This window comes from Granulosicoccus antarcticus IMCC3135, from assembly GCF_002215215.1.
Classification (GTDB): domain Bacteria; phylum Pseudomonadota; class Gammaproteobacteria; order Granulosicoccales; family Granulosicoccaceae; genus Granulosicoccus; species Granulosicoccus antarcticus.
Window position 1 is genome coordinate 162,210 of the sequence record NZ_CP018632.1, and the last position, 18,303, is coordinate 180,512.

Annotated in this window: 15 protein-coding genes; 3 read left to right on the top strand and 12 right to left on the bottom strand. The window is 54.3% G+C overall.

What is annotated here, in order from left to right:
- Window positions 1–5: 5 nt before the first annotated feature.
- From IMCC3135_RS00745 to IMCC3135_RS00765, 5 genes are all read right to left on the bottom strand, one after another.
- On the bottom strand, window positions 6–302 hold the full coding sequence (locus IMCC3135_RS00745; protein ID WP_157735671.1) for a hypothetical protein: 297 nt from the start codon (window positions 300–302) through the stop codon (window positions 6–8).
- 28 nt (window positions 303–330) lie between these two features.
- Window positions 331–1,938 (bottom strand): DUF4331 domain-containing protein, encoded by a 1,608-nt coding sequence (locus IMCC3135_RS00750; protein ID WP_088915833.1) that lies wholly within the window; start codon window positions 1,936–1,938, stop codon window positions 331–333.
- A 338-nt stretch (window positions 1,939–2,276) separates the two neighbouring features.
- A complete protein-coding gene (locus IMCC3135_RS00755) occupies window positions 2,277–3,710 on the bottom strand; it encodes a PilT/PilU family type 4a pilus ATPase (RefSeq protein ID WP_205737850.1) in 1,434 nt (477 codons plus the stop codon).
- Between the two features lie 111 nt (window positions 3,711–3,821).
- Window positions 3,822–6,977, bottom strand: a complete 3,156-nt coding sequence (locus tag IMCC3135_RS00760) for a PilC/PilY family type IV pilus protein (RefSeq protein WP_088915834.1) — start codon at window positions 6,975–6,977, stop codon at window positions 3,822–3,824.
- A 263-nt stretch (window positions 6,978–7,240) separates the two neighbouring features.
- Window positions 7,241–8,125, bottom strand: coding sequence for a DMT family transporter (locus IMCC3135_RS00765; protein WP_088915835.1), 885 nt, complete (start codon window positions 8,123–8,125; stop codon window positions 7,241–7,243).
- A 76-nt stretch (window positions 8,126–8,201) separates the two neighbouring features.
- Here IMCC3135_RS00765 and IMCC3135_RS00770 point away from each other — a divergent pair, with 76 nt between their 5' ends.
- Window positions 8,202–9,083: an AEC family transporter gene (locus IMCC3135_RS00770; RefSeq protein WP_088915836.1), complete on the top strand. Its 882-nt coding sequence runs from the start codon at window positions 8,202–8,204 to the stop codon at window positions 9,081–9,083.
- 101 nt (window positions 9,084–9,184) lie between these two features.
- Here the strand turns inward: IMCC3135_RS00770 and gnd are convergent, their stop codons facing one another.
- The 5 genes from gnd to IMCC3135_RS00795 all read right to left on the bottom strand — a co-directional run bounded on the left by gnd (window position 9,185) and on the right by IMCC3135_RS00795 (window position 14,170).
- Window positions 9,185–10,633, bottom strand: coding sequence for a decarboxylating NADP(+)-dependent phosphogluconate dehydrogenase (gene gnd, locus IMCC3135_RS00775; RefSeq protein ID WP_088915837.1), 1,449 nt, complete (start codon window positions 10,631–10,633; stop codon window positions 9,185–9,187).
- A gap of 75 nt (window positions 10,634–10,708) precedes the next feature.
- Window positions 10,709–11,650, bottom strand: a complete 942-nt coding sequence (locus tag IMCC3135_RS00780; protein ID WP_088915838.1) for a 2-hydroxyacid dehydrogenase — start codon at window positions 11,648–11,650, stop codon at window positions 10,709–10,711.
- A gap of 90 nt (window positions 11,651–11,740) precedes the next feature.
- Complete coding sequence (locus IMCC3135_RS00785; protein WP_088915839.1) at window positions 11,741–12,508, bottom strand: SDR family NAD(P)-dependent oxidoreductase; 768 nt, start codon at window positions 12,506–12,508, stop codon at window positions 11,741–11,743.
- Window positions 12,509–12,539: 31 nt separating this feature from the next.
- On the bottom strand, window positions 12,540–13,586 hold the full coding sequence (locus tag IMCC3135_RS00790) for an L-idonate 5-dehydrogenase (RefSeq protein WP_088915840.1): 1,047 nt from the start codon (window positions 13,584–13,586) through the stop codon (window positions 12,540–12,542).
- 41 nt (window positions 13,587–13,627) lie between these two features.
- Window positions 13,628–14,170 carry a gluconokinase gene (locus IMCC3135_RS00795; RefSeq protein ID WP_088921619.1) on the bottom strand — a complete coding sequence of 181 codons (543 nt, stop codon included), beginning with the start codon at window positions 14,168–14,170 and terminating at the stop codon, window positions 13,628–13,630.
- 202 nt (window positions 14,171–14,372) lie between these two features.
- Here IMCC3135_RS00795 and IMCC3135_RS00800 point away from each other — a divergent pair, with 202 nt between their 5' ends.
- The gene (locus IMCC3135_RS00800; RefSeq protein ID WP_236994723.1) at window positions 14,373–15,347 is read left to right on the top strand and encodes an SMP-30/gluconolactonase/LRE family protein; all 975 of its coding nucleotides are present in this window, start codon (window positions 14,373–14,375) and stop codon (window positions 15,345–15,347) included.
- A gap of 13 nt (window positions 15,348–15,360) precedes the next feature.
- Here the strand turns inward: IMCC3135_RS00800 and IMCC3135_RS00805 are convergent, their stop codons facing one another.
- Window positions 15,361–15,774 carry a GlcG/HbpS family heme-binding protein gene (locus tag IMCC3135_RS00805; protein WP_088921620.1) on the bottom strand — a complete coding sequence of 138 codons (414 nt, stop codon included), beginning with the start codon at window positions 15,772–15,774 and terminating at the stop codon, window positions 15,361–15,363.
- 178 nt (window positions 15,775–15,952) lie between these two features.
- Here IMCC3135_RS00805 and IMCC3135_RS00810 point away from each other — a divergent pair, with 178 nt between their 5' ends.
- Window positions 15,953–17,377: an AI-2E family transporter gene (locus tag IMCC3135_RS00810; protein ID WP_088915842.1), complete on the top strand. Its 1,425-nt coding sequence runs from the start codon at window positions 15,953–15,955 to the stop codon at window positions 17,375–17,377.
- A gap of 113 nt (window positions 17,378–17,490) precedes the next feature.
- On the opposite strand, the gene IMCC3135_RS00815 is transcribed toward IMCC3135_RS00810, so the two are convergent.
- A complete protein-coding gene (locus IMCC3135_RS00815) occupies window positions 17,491–18,165 on the bottom strand; it encodes a Crp/Fnr family transcriptional regulator (protein WP_088915843.1) in 675 nt (224 codons plus the stop codon).
- Between the last annotated feature and the right edge of the window lie 138 nt (window positions 18,166–18,303).

The window sequence follows — 18,303 nt, forward strand, 5'->3', positions numbered from 1 at the left end:
TCAGATCAAAGAGCGGATTTTTGCTTTTTGATGAACGTTGCAACCGTTTCGTTATCGTCCAGCTCCAGCGGGCTTGTGTTGGCATCGCCGAAGGCATTGAGCAGGTCAGCATTAACCTGATCCAGACCATCATCAGCTGGCTGTGAGTTGGCAGGTGAACTCACTAACGCATCCAGTGTCACCGTCGTTGTATTACCGCCGGTGCCGGGATCGGTGCCATTGTCGTCGTCATCTGAACTCGAGCTGCATCCCGCTAACGCGACGGTAGCTGCCATTACGAGTGTCATCACTGTTTTTTTCATGATTCCAGTCTCCTGTCAGATTGGCCGATTAGTTAGACGCCGTACTACCGGAAACCGGAGTACGCAGATAAGGGAAGCTGGTATCAAACTGAGCTGCATTTTGTGGAGCACCGTCGCGGAAAGCAACGGCACCTGCAGGAGCTGATGCTTCATTGGCTTCGGCTGAATCACCGCCACACACGTTCAGGTTGTCCGCATCATCAAGGTTGCCATCGCCGTTCAGATCGACGGCGATGTTATGGCAAAGTGCTCCCATGACAACTCGCAAAGCCAGGTCAGTTACATCATCACCAGGACGACGACCGTTAGGAAAGCCTGCCAGATCGCCTGCTGCCACGCCCAGGTTGGACTGAGCATCTGCGGCGGTGGCTGCAATTGCGGTGTTCAGACGCAACATTTCAGATGGCGTTACCGTTGCCAGTTGATTAACACCCTCAAAGCCTGTCAAAAATGCGGCAACCAGATCGGTACGAGGAAAGTTCTGTGGTGCAATGTCCGCGACTCCGAATTCCTGATTGCTGTTGAAGATGATGTTCAACAAGGCTGGCAAAGTAGGGTTGGTGACATAGTCGGCAAACTGTCCGTCGTCAGCTGGTTGGCTGGCGTTGAAACGGTTCTTGTCACCCAGACCGATGACCACTTCGTTAACCAATGGAGCGCCCAGGCGGGACACCTGTGTCCATGCACCGGCAACAATTTCTGCACGATCAAAGCTGGCTGATGGGTTCAATACGCGAATCTGTTGTTCGCTGGCAGCCGTCCAGCCACCGATGACACCATTACCTGCACCTGTCAGGCAGTCTTTGCTGACTTCCAGAGCAATGGTTGTGATGTTCTTGTCAGCCAACTGATTATTGCTGTCGTTGTCTTCGATACTGGTCGGATCGAAGTTCACCAGGTCGAACACCTGGCCCAGGTTTACCGAGAAAGACTCAGTACGCTGTCCGACAAATACACGTGCATCCTGTGCACCACTGGGGCAAGCACTCAGAGTGATGTCGTTATAGGCGCTGCCAGAATTGTGGAGTGCCGCAACATAATCGCTGTAGCCTTGCTGCCCGGAGAATGTCTTGTCACCGATAAAGTCCAATGGCTTGGCGAAGCTGGATTCGCTGGAGGCTGTGTCAGTCGCACTGCTGCGCTCGCCAGTTCGTGAATCGCCTGCAACCATTTCCAGGGAATAGGTTTCGCTGAAGTTGGCTGCTGCCTGGCTGGATGCACTCACACCGCCTGCGATTTGTAGTGGAATGGTGACCATCTTGTCGCCAATGGGAAGCTGTACACCGGTACCGCCAGCCAATGCCTGTTGAAAACGGAATTGGAAGCTGATGTCGCCGACTGCATCACCATCGTTGTCTACATTGATTTCATAGAGCGCATTCGGGTCCATGGAGAAGTAATTGGGACCACCGTAGGGATCCTGCAGAGGGACATAGTTGGCAACCAGCGTGACGTAACCTTCGCGGCCCGACTCATAGCTGTTGAATAGATAGAAGTCAGTCGCATCGACCTTCGGCTTTTGTGTAACGTAAGGTGCCTCGCGATGACTTGATGCCAGTACGGGGGTAGCAACGGCGCCGACAAGCAGTGGGATGGCAATAGCCAGATAGTGCTTGATGGGCATTTGGTTTTTCATGTGGCGATAATTCCGGTAGTGGCGAGGTGAAGAAAAGCTTCCTCCTGAACATTACGCGGGCTAGCCGCAGATAGATGCAGTTAGATGGGACTCATTTGCTGCCTTGAGGTTATTCGTATAGCAAGATGAGAGGTGACTCCCACTGTGTAAAAATTACCGGGAATAATGGGTGTTTGCTGTATTTCAAGCTGAGACGCAGAAGAGGGCAGCCGGCAGGGCAAGTTGCTTCTAATCGTTATATGCAAGGGTGGGGATAGCAGCGCGCATCATTTTAAATGATGGATCATGCTGAGGCGATCACAGGGCTGAATCACTCAAGAGGATTCAGCCCGGCTTATCTAACCAATACGCCCCATGCCAAACTGCGCCGGATCCTCTTCAGCATCATCGTCGGAAGGCTCGGGTTCGGGCTCCTCTTCAAGTGAAAGCTCGAACAGTTCCGCCGCTTTTTCCAGATTGGAATTGCTTCCAGAAGATTTACCTGCCGATCCCGAGGTGCCATCGTTAGCAGCCTTGTGGCTGGCAATCTTCTGTGCCATGGCTGCATGTACGTCCAGCGGTTCTGAAGCTTCAGACGATTGTGCGGATTCGGCAGTTGCTTCGTCAGCACCGCCCTCCTTCTCGGCAGCGGCCTTCGCTGCAGCTACCTGACTTGGCATCTGGCCTCTGAGCAGAAGTTCCTCAGCCTCGTCCTCATCGTTGCTTTTTCCCGAACGGCCACTTAATTTGAAACGCAGGCGCAGGTTGTTGGCTGAATCGGCATTCTTCAAAGCCTCATCCTCGGTAATGCGTCCCTCGCGAGCCAGATCGAACAAAGCACTGTCGAATGTTTTCATGCCCTGATTTTCTGACTTCAGCATGGCCTCCTTGATATCGGAGAGCTGATCTTTCATGATCATCTGCTTGATGGTATGGGAGCCCAGCAGAATCTCGATGGCAGCGCATCGCTTGCCATCGACGGTGGGCACCAGTCGTTGCGAAACGATCGCCCGGATATTGTTACCCAGATCATGCAGTAGCTGAGCCTTGCGCTCTTCGGGGAAGAAATTGATGATGCGATCCAGCGCCTGGTTGGCGTTGTTGGCGTGCAGTGTGGAAATGGCAAGATGGCCGGTTTCTGCAAAAGCCACGGCATGTTCCATGGTTTCCCGATCACGAATCTCACCGATCAGAATGACATCAGGTGCCTGACGCAGCGTATTTTTCAGGGCCGCATGAAAGCTGTTGGTGTCGACGCCCACCTCACGCTGATTGACGATGCACTTCTTGTGAGGGTGTACATACTCCACAGGATCTTCGATGGTGATGATATGCCCACCCTTGAAACTGTTTCGATGATCGATCAGTGCTGCCAGAGATGTGGACTTGCCCGAGCCGGTACCGCCAACAAACAGTACCAATCCATTTTTGGCTGTGATGACATCCTTCAGGATGTCAGGCAGACCCAGATCGTCGAAACGTGGAATTTCTGTCTGTATGTTTCGGGCAACGAGTGATACCTCGTTACGCTGCTTGAAGATGTTCAGGCGAAAGCGGCCAATTCCCTCTGGTGCTATGGCCAGATTCATCTCAAGCTCGCGTTCGAATTCCTCACGCTGATCCTGGTTCATGACCTGATTGGCGATTGCCTCTACCTCACCTCGGGCAAAAGGCACATCGCTCAGTGCGGTGAGCTCCCCGGCGAATTTGGCACTGGGAGGTGCACCGGTAGCAAGGTATAGATCTGACCCGTCGAAATCGACCAGTCTTTTGAGCAGTGCGTATATATCCATGAGGCAGGCGTTTCGGTATTAGTCCAGAGTGTCAGTTAGCGGCTGCGTCTGCATAAATTGAAGCTTGTGCAGACGGGCGCTCAATTCTTGTCGTGAGTGGACCGAAGGCAATTACTTTGCATGCCAGAAGACACGCGAGAGCTTCTGCTCAAGCAGGTTGACAGCTTCCTTGTCCACGATGATCTGGACGACGCTGGAGCCCTTGGGGAATACGATGACCGGAGTGCTTGGAATACCTGCACTTTCCAGATCGCTCCAGCGATAAAAAACAGTGTCGTCAGCATCACCGGATGAGCTTCCCAGGCCATCAATGGTCGCAGCATCTTTCAGACTCATCTGATAGAGACGGCCGGTGGTGTCGTAGCCGCAAATGCTGGTGTCCAGCGTTGTATCTGCCTCGAAGGTTGTCGCCATCAGCGTACCTTCAAAGGTGATCAGCTCTGAAAGTGACTTTTCATTGGGAGCCAGAGATATTTTCCAGCCCCGTGCCTCCAACAGATCCTCTTGGGCGTCATCGGCTGTGTCCTTGTCGGTGGAGCTGATATCGTCGCTGGTCGCATCGAACAGATTGCCGGGTGTCACTGTTGTAAAATCAGATGCCGGAACCCCTTTGTCCAGGTGTGTATCGCGGATCATGTAAAGATGATTCTGAATGCCGGCCAGTAGCGGGTTGGTGCGATTGCCGGACCCCAGGCTGATAGACAGGTAGTCACCTGCGGCATCGCTATTGAGGGCGATACTGGGAGCATAGAAGATCGGTTGATGCTCACCATCGTCAAGCGTTGCGAACAAGGTCACCGCAGGTGTGGTGTCGATGTCGTCAAAGTCGACTCGCCAGAGTTGTCCACCCAGATCGCCGACGTAGAGTCTGTCTGCCAGTCCATCGTAATCGCTATCGATAATGCTCAGATCAGAGGCAATCGAATACAGCATGGAAGCATGATCGCTGCTATCAACAGACCAGACCGGGTCACCGTATTCGTCGATCATGTAAATGGCATTGCCCAGGGATGCCACAGGTGTGTTTTTCGAATCCTGCGCGTCAGCGTCATAGCCCGCTGCGAAAGCGAGTACACGTCGTTCACTAGTGCCGTCCTTGACTTTGATCAGTGACATCCGTGACCAGGATTGCGCCAGTCTTGGAAAGTCTGTCGACTCGCCAGTGATCGACCAGGCTAATCGCGGCGCTTCCGGGGTGCTGACATTCAACGCATAGTAGGAATTACCGCCACGCCGCATGCCTAGTATCAGAAGCAGTTTTTCGCCATTGTTGACGATGCCATCGTTGTTGGTGTCGGTATGCCAACGAGTAATCTGGCCATCGAGTCCGTAGATATGATTGCCGCTATTGAGATTCTGTGACAAGGCCGGTATGTGCGATATCAGCTCTTTTGGCATGAAGGCAAACAGTTCTTCGCCACCACTGGTATCACCGCTACCCAGTACCGTGGGTGCTGATGTATCGAAGGCGTGTAGCAGGCCCTGGTTGGTCATCACATACGTCATGCTGCGCGTGCCATAGTCAACCTGCACGCTCTTGCTGTGCAGGGAGGAACCCATGGGAGCATCCTGCAGCCAGTCAAGGGAGGTGGTGCGCAGCGCCGAGCTTGTCGGCAGCCCCAGCAACGTAGTCGAGATTGCCGTGTTGCTGCTCTCCAGTCGGTTGGCGGCAACACCTGCAAGCGGTACACCGATCGAGGGAATATCGTCGCCGGTGTAGGTGTATATATTGCGCACCGTGTCAGCCAGTTTCTCTGAAGCGCCACCCTTGCTGACCGAGTTGCCATCAATATCATCGGACCAGAAGCTCTGGGCGGTTTCAGAGAATTGCTCGCCGAACTCGCTAACAGCTGTTGCCTTGTCGCCATTGATGTCGATCAAGCCAGTACTGTCCACAAAGTAGCCTTTCAGATTGCCCTTCCAGCTGCTACGAGTGCTGGGTGAAAACAGGTTGTAGAACACTCGGTTGTCATGCGAAAAACTGGCCTTGTCGACATCAATGGACAGCTCGGCAAAGTTCTCGGAGCCTCCCAGCACTTCGTCGATGATAGAGTCAAGAGCTGCGTTCAATTCTTCGGGCTTGTCAGCCTTGAAGAATTTGCCCTTGCCGGCTGTGGCCAGCAGAGTCAGATAATCCTGACCGGGGCCTTCGACATTGAAGCCCACTGTATAGGTCTTGACGGCACTATCGAGGATGCCGGGCATCTGATCAGAGGAGGCAAGCGCTCTTACGACTTCGGGTCCACAGTTGCCTTCGGTCTGCATGCCGTCGGGCATCTCGAAAATGCTCAGACTGAGATCTTCACAGCCATCCATGTCAGTGCCAATGGTACTACGCAGAGAGTCGCCATCATTAATCCACGTAGGCTCTCCGTCAGAGATGAGAACAATGGTATTGGCCTGGCAGGTCTGGGTAATGGGGGAGTTGTAGTTTGCACCCATCCAGTTACGCGTATGTTCGTATTCGCACTGTTGATAGCTGCCCCAGAGATTTGTCTGGCGTTCGGAGCCTGCGGTGGGTGTATCCGTTGAGCTTCTGAGCTCACAGTTGCTGAGTGTTTTGCTCTCGCAGTAGTTCGGTCCACCCGAGCCTGAAAAATCATTGCAATAATAGGTGGCGGATGTGTTCGTTGAATAAGCGTCGCTGGGTGAATAACTGGCAGCTATGGCGGCCTTTGAGTTACCACCGGTGTAGAGTCCGGTAACGCTGTTCCAAGTGGCCGGCTGATGCTCTGATCCGATGAGAGGTGAGCGATCGTTATGGGTGACAGCGTCGCCGCGAAAGTACTGTGCAGCCTCCACCAGTGCATCGACAGTTGCCGTGCCACCACCGGCAAAGCGTGCGTCAACCCGTTGACCGATAATATCCTTGACCGTGAAGAGGCCTGGCAGAATGTTGCCATCCACGCTGCTGGCATCGGCACTGAGTTCGCTGATTGGCCACTGGATTCCCGTCGTGGTATAGCTGTAGAGTGAGCCGATTCCAGCGTTGATGGTATCCACGTTGTTGTCCAGCACGTTGTGCATGGCATCTTTGAGAATATCAATTTTTTTCGGATTGGTATTCCATTTATAGCTGCCATAAATGTCGGCGGCCATACTGCCGGAATAATCCAGAACGAAGAGAATATTGGGCTTCTGCTGTCCGGCTATTCTGGCTCTGTAGACATCAATGTCATCCGCCTGGGCTGGGGCTGGCAGGCAGAAAACCAGAGAGGCTGTCAGGCAGATGTTTCTGATGCTGGTCGAGGTAGCCGTCATGCTCATACTTCCACAGTCTCCAAAGTGGGCTCGCCTCGCTACCGCACGATGGAGCTCGTGCCGGAAAAGCGGGGCTTATCGTGCCTAGGGCTGGGGACAGAAATGTGATTTTATTTTGTCCTCAGCCCTTAGGCGGCAGATATCGAGCTTCCCTTTAGAGCTGAATGATCAGCTTGTCCGGAGGGTGTCACCGAGGAGGCGAGACTGTGATCCGGTTGGCGTTCGGGTCATTCTCAAGTATTGAAGATCAAGCTGAGAAGTCGTAGCTGTCAGCGAGGCGTACGAATGCCACTAGGGGCATTCTCTCGGGCGTTACGTACCGCAATAATGGTCACGCCAAGCAGTGTCAGGCCGCCACCGATGGCAATTTTCAGGGTCAGTGTCTCGCCTGTAAACAGGATGCCGAATACGATGGCGAAAAGTGTAGAAAGCGTGATGAAGGGGGCGACGCTATTGACGCTGTATCGTTTCAGCAGGTAGTAGAGCAGGCCGTGTCCGACGACGGTGGCGCCAATGGCCGAGTAGGTCACTGTCCAGTAGTCGATCAGCGGGATGCTGGCTATATGCTGCCATTGTGGTCGTTCGAGAACCAGGGTGATGATGCCCATGGAGGTAGTGGCGCACAACGCAATCCAGGCCTGCAGATTGAATACGGCAACGTCTTTGAGCTGGCGTATGAGTATGGTGGATACCGCCATGGCTAGAGAGGCAACGGCTGTGAGTATCATGGCGGTCAGATGCTCTGGGCCGACAGGGGCGAAGCCGATTACCACAACGCCTGCAAACGAGATCAGGATGGCCACTACTCGTATCAGGCGAATACGCTCGCCGAGAAAAATGACAGCCAGCAAGGTTGCGAATGGCACTGTCAGCTGCGAGGTGATGGCCACTGATGACAGTGAGCCTGCCAGAAAGATGCCGTAGAACATGAAACTGAAATGGCCGACGCCCATGCAGATGCCAATAGTCAGGATCCTGCGCATTTGTCCGGGTACCCAGCGCAGAAAGACCGCCAGCAAGACCAGTACGATGGCGAAGCGCAGCGTTATGAACAACATGGGACCAAAAACGACAGTGCCGGCTTTGCCAGCAACGAAATTGAATCCCCACAACGCATTGACCAGGATCAGGAACAGGAGATGAATACGAGTCACAAGGTCGGTTCTTTCCGGTTAGCCTGACAGCTTCAGTATACTCGCCGATCCCGAGACTTGAACACAGCCACTCATCATGAATAGCATGATTCTTCAGATTGCCAATATCCTTGCACCGGGAATGGTTCTGGCAATTATCGGACTGGTCTGGCATTTCAAGGGCCCGCGCTTTCCCGTGGACTTTGTCACCACGCTGGTTCTCAATATCTGCATGCCAGCTTTGCTGTTCCACACCTTGGCGACCTCAGTGGTCCCCATCCGTTCTCTTGGGCAGATGGCGTTGGCGACTTTGCTGGTACATATCGTTTTCACCGCACTGGCGCTGGTCGTACTGAAACTGGCAAACAAGGACTGGCGGTTGTGCATTGCACAGGTGGTTGGTAATACCGGCAATCTGGGGCTGCCGGTCTGTTTTCTGGCTTTTGGTGAGGAAGGGCTGGCCTATGCCATGGCTTTTTTTGCGGTTCAATGCGTGCTGTTGTTCAGCCTTGGAGATGCGATCTACGCCGGGAGTGTCAGCGTGTCCCGAGTCTTGCGTTCGCCGGTACTGCACTCGATCTGGATGGGAGTGCTGGTGCGTTTCATGGATTGGCAATTGCCTGATATGGTTATGCAATCCACAGAGCTTCTAGGTCAGATTGTCATTCCCCTGATGCTGATTACGCTGGGCATCAGTCTGGCCGGAATGCGCGCCTCACAACTGCCTGCCACCTTGTTGTGGGCGGGTATCCGGACAGCGATGGCGATAACCGTCGGCTTCGGTATTGCCGCCTTGATGGGGCTGGAAGGTGTGGCACGCGGTGTATTGATTATCCAGACCATGGTGCCGGTAGCCGTATTCAACTATCTGCTGGCTGTCAAACACGGGCATGATGCCAGTGAGTTGTCAGGGTTGATTCTGGTCACCCATGTCAGCGCAATCTTTTATCTGCCGTTGCTGCTGGGTGTCTTGCTCTGAGGCGTTGCCTGATACGTCAGGGGCGTGAAATACGGCCCGGCTTTAGTGCTGACAATGCCGGAGCCCGTACAGGGCTCCGGCCAGAGATCGCAAACGACTGATCAGGCGTCGTAGGTACTGCTTGAAACATTAGAGCCACTGCCAATCCAGTCAGTGTGATGCCAGCTCTCATCGCCATCGACACGCTGATAGGTATGTGCACCAAAATAGTCTCGTTGCGCCTGTAGCAGGTTGGCGGGCAGACGCGCGTTGCGGTAACCGTCATAGAACGACAGAGCAGCGCTCATCGCCGGTACCGGTATGCCACGGGTGACCGCTTCACCGATGATGCGACGCCAGCTATCCTGAGACTCGTGGATGCGATCCCGGAAGTAGTCATCTACCAGCAAGTTGGATAGCTCAGGTGCCTTGTCGTAGGCCGCCTTGATGTCGTCCAGAAAGGCAGAACGGATGATGCAGCCGCCGCGCCACATCTGGGCGATAGAGCCGTATTGCAGATCCCAGTTGTATTCTTCGGCTGCAGCACGCATCAGCATATAGCCCTGCGTATAGGAGATGATCTTGGCAGCAAACAGTGCCTGGCCCAGAGCATCGACCCACTCTGCAGGAGCGCCGGCGGGTACCGCTGAAGGTCCCTTGAGTATGCCGGACGCTACAACACGCTCATCCTTGATGGCAGACAGGGCACGGGCAAAAACGGCTTCACCGATCAGTGTCAGTGGTATGCCAAGTTCCAGCGCATTGATGCCGGTCCACTTGCCAGTACCCTTCTGGCCGGCTTTATCCATGATGGTGTCTACCACGTAGGTATCACCGTCCTTGAAGCCGAGAATGTCAGCGGTGATTTCGATCAGGTAGCTGTCCAGAGCGCCCTTGTTCCACTCGGTGAAGGTGGCTTGCATGGCATCGTTGTCCATTTCCAACGCTTTTTGCATGAAGTCATAGGCTTCACAAATCAGCTGCATATCGCCATATTCGATACCGTTGTGGACCATCTTGACGAAATGCCCTGCGCCGCCATCGCCAACCCAATCGCAGCAAGGATCACCCGACTCAGTCTTGGCTGCAATGGCTTGAAATATCGGCTTGATATGGGGCCAGGCGGCCTTGTGGCCACCGGGCATCATGGAAGGTCCATGACGTGCACCTTCTTCACCGCCTGAAACGCCACTGCCGACAAACAGCAGATCCTTGGTGGCCAGGTGGGCGGCTCTTCGTTCGGAATCTTCGAAGTTGGAATTACCACCATCGATGATGATGTCACCCTTGTCCAGCAGGGGGATGAGCTCGTCGATGACGGCATCGACAGCGGCACCGGCCTTGACCATCAGCATGACCTTACGAGGGCTGGCCAAGGCGGCAACGACATCCTCCAGGGTCTTGGCACCAATGATATTCGTGCCTTTGGCAGAGCCGTTGAGAAAATCTTCTGTCTTTGCGTACGTTCTGTTGTAGGCAACGACCTTGAAGTCATGGTCGTTCATGTTCAAAATAAGATTCTGACCCATGACGGCCAGGCCAATAACGGCAATATCTGCTGATGCACTCATTTAACTGCTCCTGCCGGAAGGTGACCTTCGCGGATTACCGTTGGTCGGCGTTGGGTGGTGGAAAGGTCAGGCCGTTTAACTGACAGGTGTCAGCAATGGCTTGTCGTTGAAATGGGCAGCCAGGTTATCCAGAACCAGTTTGCCCATCGCTTCACGTGTCTCCCAGGTACCGCTGGCATTATGGGGTTGCAAGACCACATTTTCGAGAGAGAACAGGGCTTCCGGGATACTTGGCTCTTCTGCGAATACATCAAGACCAGCACCGGCGATCTTGTTTTCCTGGAGATATTTCACCAGCACCGGCTCATCCACCAGCGTACCGCGAGAGACATTGACAAGGTAGCCTTGTGGACCGAGCGCATCCAGAACGGCGGCATTCACAGCACCGATGGTGCCCGGAGTGGCGGCAGCGGTCACGAACAGATAGTCGACATTGGCGGCCATTTCTTCGAGTGATGCGACAAAGGTATGTGGAGAATCGCTACGGGCACTGCGATTACAATAGCTGATCTGCATGCCAAAACCTTCCAGGCGCCGAGCCAGTGCCAGGCCGATGCTACCCATACCGAAGATACCTGCACGTTTGCCCATGACACGGCGTGTCAGTGGCATGGCGCCTTCTTTGGGCCAGCGTCCCGCACGTGCGTATTGATCACCTGTAACCAGTTGTCGCGAGACCGCCAGTGCCAGCGCCATAGCCATATCGGCCACATCGTCACTGAGTACATCGGGGGTATTGCCTACCGAGATTCCGTGCTCCCGGCAATAGGCCAGATCCACAGCATCAACGCCGACGCCAAATACGGACACGATTTTGGCTTTAGGCAATTTTTCCAGAACGGCAGCGCTGACTCCACGACCACCGTCAGTCACGATACCGACGCAATCGCCAGCAATCGTGTCGAGCAGAGCGTCCTGCTCAGCTGCTTCCCAGTAACGATGGACTGTATAGGAGGATTCCAGAGTGCTCATTACGCTTGGCAGTAGCGGACCCATCAATAGCAAGGTGTAACTCATGTGGCATGTCTCGGATTGTTGTCCCGGGAGTGTGCCCGGGTCTGACGAATTGGAATGATGATATGTGTTTAGCGACGAATGATTCTATTGTCAGACGACTGCTGACATGCCGCCGTCGACATACAGGATATGACCGTTGACGAAATTGGAAGCTGGTGCTGCAAGAAATATGGCGGCACCAATCAGTTCCTTGACATCGCCCCAGCGTCCAGCCGGTGTGCGCTTGCAAAGCCAGCCGCTGAATTCAGCATCATCGACCAGAGCGGCAGTCAGCTCGGTGGCAAAGTAGCCGGGCCCCAGACCGTTGACCTGGACGTTGTGAGGTGCCCACTCGGCGCACATGTTCTTGGTGAGCATCTTGACGCCGCCTTTGGAGGCTGCATACGGTGCAATAGTGGGTCTGCCCAGCTCGCTCTGGATGGAACAGGTGTTGATGATCTTGCCCTGCTTGCGTTCAACCATATTTTTTGCAACGGCGCGTGACACACGAAATACGGATGCCAGGTTGGTGTTCATCACTTCTTCCCAGGTTGCATCATCACACTCAAGCAACGGGGTACGACGTTGTATTCCGGCATTGTTGACCAGTATGTCGATAGGTCCGGTGTTGGCTTCAATCTCTGCAACTGCTGTATTGATGGAATCGCTGTCAGTGACATCGAAGGGTTTGCCGATAGCCTTCAGGCCAGCGCTTTCAAATTCTGCGACGGTGCTGGCAACGGTTGCCGGGTTCATGCCGTTAATGATGACCGTGGCGCCTGCTTCTGCCATGCCGCGAGCCAGGTGTTTGCCGATACCTCGGCTGGAGCCTGTCAGTAATGCCAGCTTGCCACTGAGGTCAAATAATGTAGTGCTCATAAATATCGAGAGTCCTTGGTTCGGGAATGGTTCAAGCGTCGAAACGCAATTGGATCTTCATGTGCTTGCTGCGATCTGTGGCGGCCGTAAATGCAGCATCGGCATCAGAGAATGCGTAGACGCCTGTCAGCAGAGAAGAGACATCCAGACGCTGATTGACCAGTAAGTCCACCGCCAGATCGAACTCTTCATGGAAACGGAAAGTGCCTTTCATGGACAATTCCTTGGAGAGCATCTTGTTGACCAGGATGGGGGTATCACCAGGAGGCATCATACCCGTCTGCACAATGGTGCCGCGTGGACGTACCGCGTTCAGGCAGGTTCGCAGAGCGAGTGGGTTGCCTGAGCACTCGATGGCTGCATCAAAGTGACCGCGTCCTGATTCGTATTTTTCCAATCGAGCCGCATCCGTGCGAATGTTGATCACTTCATCAGCACCCAGCTTGAGGGCCATGTCCAGCACCGTGTCCTCGACATCAGTGGCGGTGATGTGGCGAACCCCTGCCAGACGTGCCGCCATGATGGCCAGGCAACCAATCGGGCCGCAGCCAGTAATCAGTAATGATTTGTGCAAAAGGTTGTCTGCGCGATTTACGGCATGCAGGCAGATAGCCAGCGGCTCGGCGAAGGCTGCGATAGCGGTGTCGAATCCATCTGGCAGACCGACGCATTGACGTTGTGGTACCACCAGCTCTTCACGAAAGCCGCCCTGGATGTGTGGCATGACTGCGGCGCTGCCAAAGAACACCATTTCCTGGCACAGATTGGTCTGGCCTGCCAGGCAGTAGTCGCATTTGAGGCAGGGCAGGTTCGGGTTGATGGCGACTGGTTGGCCCACTTTCAGCCCGGTGACGGCGGAGCCGATTTCGCTCACGGTACCGGCGATTTCATGGCCCAGTATCAGAGGTTCCTGCACGGCGAATGCGCCCACACGGCCTTCATGATAGTAGTGGATGTCGGAGCCGCAGATGCCACCGGTGGCATAACGGACACGAACTTCATGTTCCTGGAGAGTGCTGGCTGTCTGAATATCGATCAGACGAAGGTCTTTGGCGGCGTGAATGGCGCAAGCTTGCATAGCGGCGTACTTCCTGAGTTACGGGTTGAATGAAGGGGGAATCAGGCCGGAGCAGGCCAGAAACCGTGCTTGCGCAGTGCGAGCACCGCGTTGTGAGAGATGGTTGGAATATCGTCTTCAATGCTGACAGTCACCACATTGTCTTCCTTGCGAGGATCTTCCAGAGCGGCGAACTGGCTTAGCAGCAGGGAGTCGGGCATGAAATGTCCTTCACGTCGGCTCATGCGTGATCCGATCATTTCCTGTGAGCCCTCAAGAAATACAAAGACCACATTGCCCGCTGTGCTCAGCGTCTGGCGATAGGTTTGCTTCAGTGCCGAGCAGGCAATGACGCAGATGCCATGAGTCTGTGCCTGGCTGGCTGCATACCGTGCTACATCCTCCAGCCAAGGTTGACGATCTTCATCGCTCAGAGGGGTGCCGGCAGCCATCTTGTCTATATTGGAGGCAGGGTGCAGCTCGTCGCCATCCTTGAAGTGGCCTTTCAGATCGGTTGCCAGTTGGCTGGCAACTGAAGACTTGCCGCAGCCGCTGACTCCCATTACGATGATGATCAGAGGTGCGTTGGCAGGTTTTGCTGTCATGAATTCTAGTGGTCTCATTTTCTTGACGAAACACGCGCTTTTGAATACTCGTCATCGACGGCCGCCGGGGCGAAACCGGTTGTCGGGTTTGCCTGCGCTCTGACGATGCATGGCAGGGTGACTCATCAACTGGGTTCTGCCGAGAAGAAATAGTCGGATTCTGTTGCTGAAAGAGGCTTCTGGTGCTGTCCGGATGTATGCGATGATAGCGTTAACACCATTGATTCATCAAGGCTTGAGGAGAAGTACTGATATGTACGGAGAGCTGGAAGGTTGCGGCATGGAAGTAATCGATGACACTTTTAGTGAGTGTTTTATCGGGCATGCCCGGGTTGAGAGATTGTGGACCGGCGCTCGCTGGTGCGAAGGTCCTGCATGGTTTGCGGCAGGCCGTTATCTGATCTGGTCCGATATTCCCAACAATCGGATGTTACGTCTGGACGAACCTTCCGGCCATGTGTCGGTTTTTCGTAACCCTAGCCAGAACAGCAATGGAAATACCGTCGATCGGCAGGGCAGGCTTGTGAGTTGTGAGCATCTGACTCGCCGGGTCACACGCACCGAGCACGATGGCTCCGTATCCGTACTGGCCAGCGAATGGCAAGGCAAACGACTGAATTCGCCCAATGATGTGGTCGTCAAGTCAGATGGCTCCGTCTGGTTTACTGATCCCAGCTACGGCATCATGACCGACTACGAAGGTGATAGTGCTGAGTCAGAATTGCCCTGTCAGGTCTACCGTATAGACCCGGATGGCAGTCTGAGCGTTGTGGCCGAGGATTTTGTGAAGCCTAATGGCCTGGCTTTTTCGCTGGATGAATCGATCCTCTATGTTTCCGATACCGGTGTTTCGCACATGCCCGGTGGTCCACGGCATATACGCGCTCTGGTTCTCTCTGCCGATGGGCGCAGCGTTACTGGTTCGAGTGTGTTTGCCGAATGCTCCGCGGGTCTGTTTGACGGCTTTCGGGTTGATTGTAATGGTCGGCTCTGGTGCAGTGCCGAGGATGGTGTGCATTGCATTGACCCGTCCGGAAAGCTGATTGGCAAGGTGCACATTCCTGAAATTGTCAGCAATGTCACCTTTGGTGGTCCCAAGCGCAATCGGCTGTTCATCTGCGGTACAACGTCTATCTACTCGCTCTACCTGGCAATCAATGGCAGCACGCCAGGCTAGGCATCTTCGTTTGTCAGGCTAGTGCTTGCATGAGTGCATCAATGCCAGCCTGAGCGACGGCTATATCCTGATCCGGGGCGCCTGAGCCGACACCAACGGCGCCTGCAACCTGCCCATCAATGATGACGGGCAGGCCGCCTTTCAGATTGGTAAATTTGCCTTGTGTCGTAATGCCCAGCAATTTTCCGGCTTCCTCTGGCGCGTTGCCAGTGGGAGCCGCAATAGAGGCGGCCGTGACTGCTTTGGCGGTGGCGGTTTCGATGCTCAGAAACTTTGCCCCTTGCATGCGACACATGGCCAGCATGTGACCGCTGGCGTCCACAATGACAATATTCTGTGCGACACCGATTGCGATAGCGTGGTTGCGGGCCGCTTCCAGGATGAGGAGCGCGGAGGTGTCGTTGAGTTCAGGTCGGTGATTGAGCATATCGTTGGAATTCCTGACGGGTGACTGGCTTGTGAAAAATGCAGCACTGCCTGACATCGCGTGGGCAGCGCGAGTGGTGCCAGTATGACTACACTGACAGGCAGAGGCAGTAATTTAGACCTCAGCTGAGCTTGAGGTCCATCTATAATGAATCCCATCTTCTGTCTGTGAACACCTCATGCAACAACGCATAGTCAATCGCGGTGTTCTGATCTTGCTGCTGATCGGCATTACGCTGCTGTTTCTGGCGCTCATCAAGCCGTTCCTGCAGGCCGTGTTCGTGGCTGCGCTGTTTGCAGCACTGTTCTCCCCCCTGTATCGCAAGATACTCGAGCGTATCGGAGACCGCAGGAGTCTGGCTTCAGCACTGACCTTGCTAACCATCATCCTGTTCGTGATGGTGCCTCTGGTTCTGCTGCTTGGCACCGTGACCTCTCAGGCTCTGGATATCGCAGACACCGCCGTACCCTGGGTGCGTCAACAGGTGGCTACGCCCGGTTTGATTACTCAAACACTGGAAAATCTTCCCTTCTACAGTGTGATCGAGCCGTACCGTGATCAGGCCCTGGCTCGATTGGGTGATCTGGCAGGGCTGTTCAGTGGCTGGGCCGTTAACGCCGTGCAGTCCATCACTCTGGGAACTTTCAGTGCCCTGCTGAGTGTCATGATTGTTCTGTACACCTTGTTCTTCTTTCTGATTGATGGCGATCGCTTGCTGTATTACATGCTGTATTACCTGCCACTGGACGACGAGGACGAGACCAAGTTGCTGATGCGCTTCACCTCGGTGACCCGTGCAACGCTCAAGGGCACTGCCGTCATTGGTTTTCTGCAAGGCGCGCTGGCGGGACTGGCCTTGTACTTTGCAGGTATTCCCAGTGCCTTGTTCTGGGCGGTTTCCATGATGGTGCTATCGGTCGTTCCCGGAATTGGTACCGCACTGGTGTGGTTGCCTGCCGTGCTCTATCTGCTGGTGGGCGGACAATTCATGGAAGCTCTGGCTGTCGGGATTTTCTGCGTGGTCGTGGTGGGCACAGTGGACAATCTGCTACGGCCCAAGCTGGTCGGTAATGACACCCAGTTGCACGAATTGATGATCTTTTTCAGCACCTTGGGAGGCCTGCTCATGTTCGGGTTCATGGGTTTTGTCATCGGTCCCATTATTGCCGCACTGTTTGTAACCCTTTGGGAGCTGTATGGCGAAGAATTCAGGGATTGGTTGCCAACCACCGCATTCAAACCTCAGGGCAAACCCGTAGAACTACCCCATCAGAGATTTGCCAAATACCGCAATTTCGGCAAGAAAAAGAGAACCACGCAGGAGGCGATCTCCAATGGCTTGTCAGGTGAGTCGGTTGATCAGGGGCGGGACGAGAGCAGGGTTAAGCCTGTGGATTTGTCGGCTGCCGGACATGGTTCGGATGCTGCGGACAGCCCGGAGGTCAGTAATTCGAATATCGATATTTCGACCGTCGAATTCTCGAACACCGAGTTCTCAGGTGACAAACTCTCGGGCAACGACTTCCCAGACAACGAACGCTCGGAGCACACCAAGCCCAAGCCGGCGACAGAGGGGCGACGCAGACGGCGGCGCCGAAGGTAACCGCTCAAGAGGGCAGTGACTGCTGAGCAATTACTCTAAAGCAAAGTGACTGAAAAGCAGAGTTTCTAAAGAACAGAGCTACCAAAGAACAGCTACTAAGGGCTCGTGATCAGCTACCAGTTACGCGGCAACTTTCTGAGCAAATGGATGCGGCCGTCGCGAACTTCGAGATATTCCCCCTTGACCAGTTCGGCCATGACCTTGCCAACCATTTCGCGCGAGGCTCCAATCATGTTTCCCAGCTCCTGATGTGAATACTTGCGAGGTGTTACCGCCTCGTCGTTATCAGGTTCGTCGCTTGAGACACACAATTCCTGTAGCTTGTCAGCCAGCCGACGATAGACGTTATCCAGTGCCAGGCTACGGCTGCCTTCGGTTGCATCACGCAATCTCTGTGTCAGGGAGCGAATGATATTGATAGCCATCTCCGGGCTTGCGCGCAGGCATTCAAGAAATGCCTGCTTGCCGATCATGAGTGCAGTGGAGGGCTCCAGTGTGCTGACAGAAGCGGAGCGAGGTTCATCATCAAGCAGCGAAATATCGCCGATAGCAGCGCCCGGGCCTTGCTGATAGAGCACCAGCTCACGACCTTCGTCATCACTGACATACACCTTGACTGAACCGCTTTTGATGACATACATCGACTCGCCAGCATCACCCTCGGTCATCATGATGGCGTGTTTGCGGAAAGTGAGCTCTCGCGTCTGTGCGGCAAGATCTTCCAACTGTTGCTCTGTCAGATGCTGAAAGAGGTCAACGTGCCTGAGCAATTCGATAGCGCTAGTCATGGAGTGGTGTGAGCTCGGTCAAGTTATGCAGGTTCCATTCTAGCAACCTGTTCAGTTGACGCAGAGCACAGATTGTAAGGAATGAATAAATACTGGTATGCGAAGAGTAACAAGTACGCAGATTGTGCTACCCGGGTA

What these genes read in the sequence shown, in the direction of transcription:
- IMCC3135_RS00750 (WP_088915833.1), bottom strand. Translation starts at nt 1,938, where the DNA reads ATGAAAAACCAAATGCCCATCAAGCACTATCTGGCTATTGCCATCCCA.
- IMCC3135_RS00805 (WP_088921620.1), bottom strand. Translation starts at nt 15,774, where the DNA reads ATGCTCAATCACCGACCTGAACTCAACGACACCTCCGCGCTCCTCATC.
- IMCC3135_RS00790 (WP_088915840.1), bottom strand. Translation starts at nt 13,586, where the DNA reads ATGCAAGCTTGCGCCATTCACGCCGCCAAAGACCTTCGTCTGATCGAT.
- IMCC3135_RS00745 (WP_157735671.1), bottom strand. Translation starts at nt 302, where the DNA reads ATGAAAAAAACAGTGATGACACTCGTAATGGCAGCTACCGTCGCGTTA.
- IMCC3135_RS00800 (WP_236994723.1), top strand. Translation starts at nt 14,373, where the DNA reads ATGATAGCGTTAACACCATTGATTCATCAAGGCTTGAGGAGAAGTACT.
- IMCC3135_RS00795 (WP_088921619.1), bottom strand. Translation starts at nt 14,170, where the DNA reads ATGACAGCAAAACCTGCCAACGCACCTCTGATCATCATCGTAATGGGA.
- IMCC3135_RS00760 (WP_088915834.1), bottom strand. Translation starts at nt 6,977, where the DNA reads ATGAGCATGACGGCTACCTCGACCAGCATCAGAAACATCTGCCTGACA.
- IMCC3135_RS00780 (WP_088915838.1), bottom strand. Translation starts at nt 11,650, where the DNA reads ATGAGTTACACCTTGCTATTGATGGGTCCGCTACTGCCAAGCGTAATG.
- IMCC3135_RS00785 (WP_088915839.1), bottom strand. Translation starts at nt 12,508, where the DNA reads ATGAGCACTACATTATTTGACCTCAGTGGCAAGCTGGCATTACTGACA.
- IMCC3135_RS00770 (WP_088915836.1), top strand. Translation starts at nt 8,202, where the DNA reads ATGAATAGCATGATTCTTCAGATTGCCAATATCCTTGCACCGGGAATG.
- IMCC3135_RS00810 (WP_088915842.1), top strand. Translation starts at nt 15,953, where the DNA reads ATGCAACAACGCATAGTCAATCGCGGTGTTCTGATCTTGCTGCTGATC.
- gnd (WP_088915837.1), bottom strand. Translation starts at nt 10,633, where the DNA reads ATGAGTGCATCAGCAGATATTGCCGTTATTGGCCTGGCCGTCATGGGT.
- IMCC3135_RS00815 (WP_088915843.1), bottom strand. Translation starts at nt 18,165, where the DNA reads ATGACTAGCGCTATCGAATTGCTCAGGCACGTTGACCTCTTTCAGCAT.
- IMCC3135_RS00755 (WP_205737850.1), bottom strand. Translation starts at nt 3,710, where the DNA reads ATGGATATATACGCACTGCTCAAAAGACTGGTCGATTTCGACGGGTCA.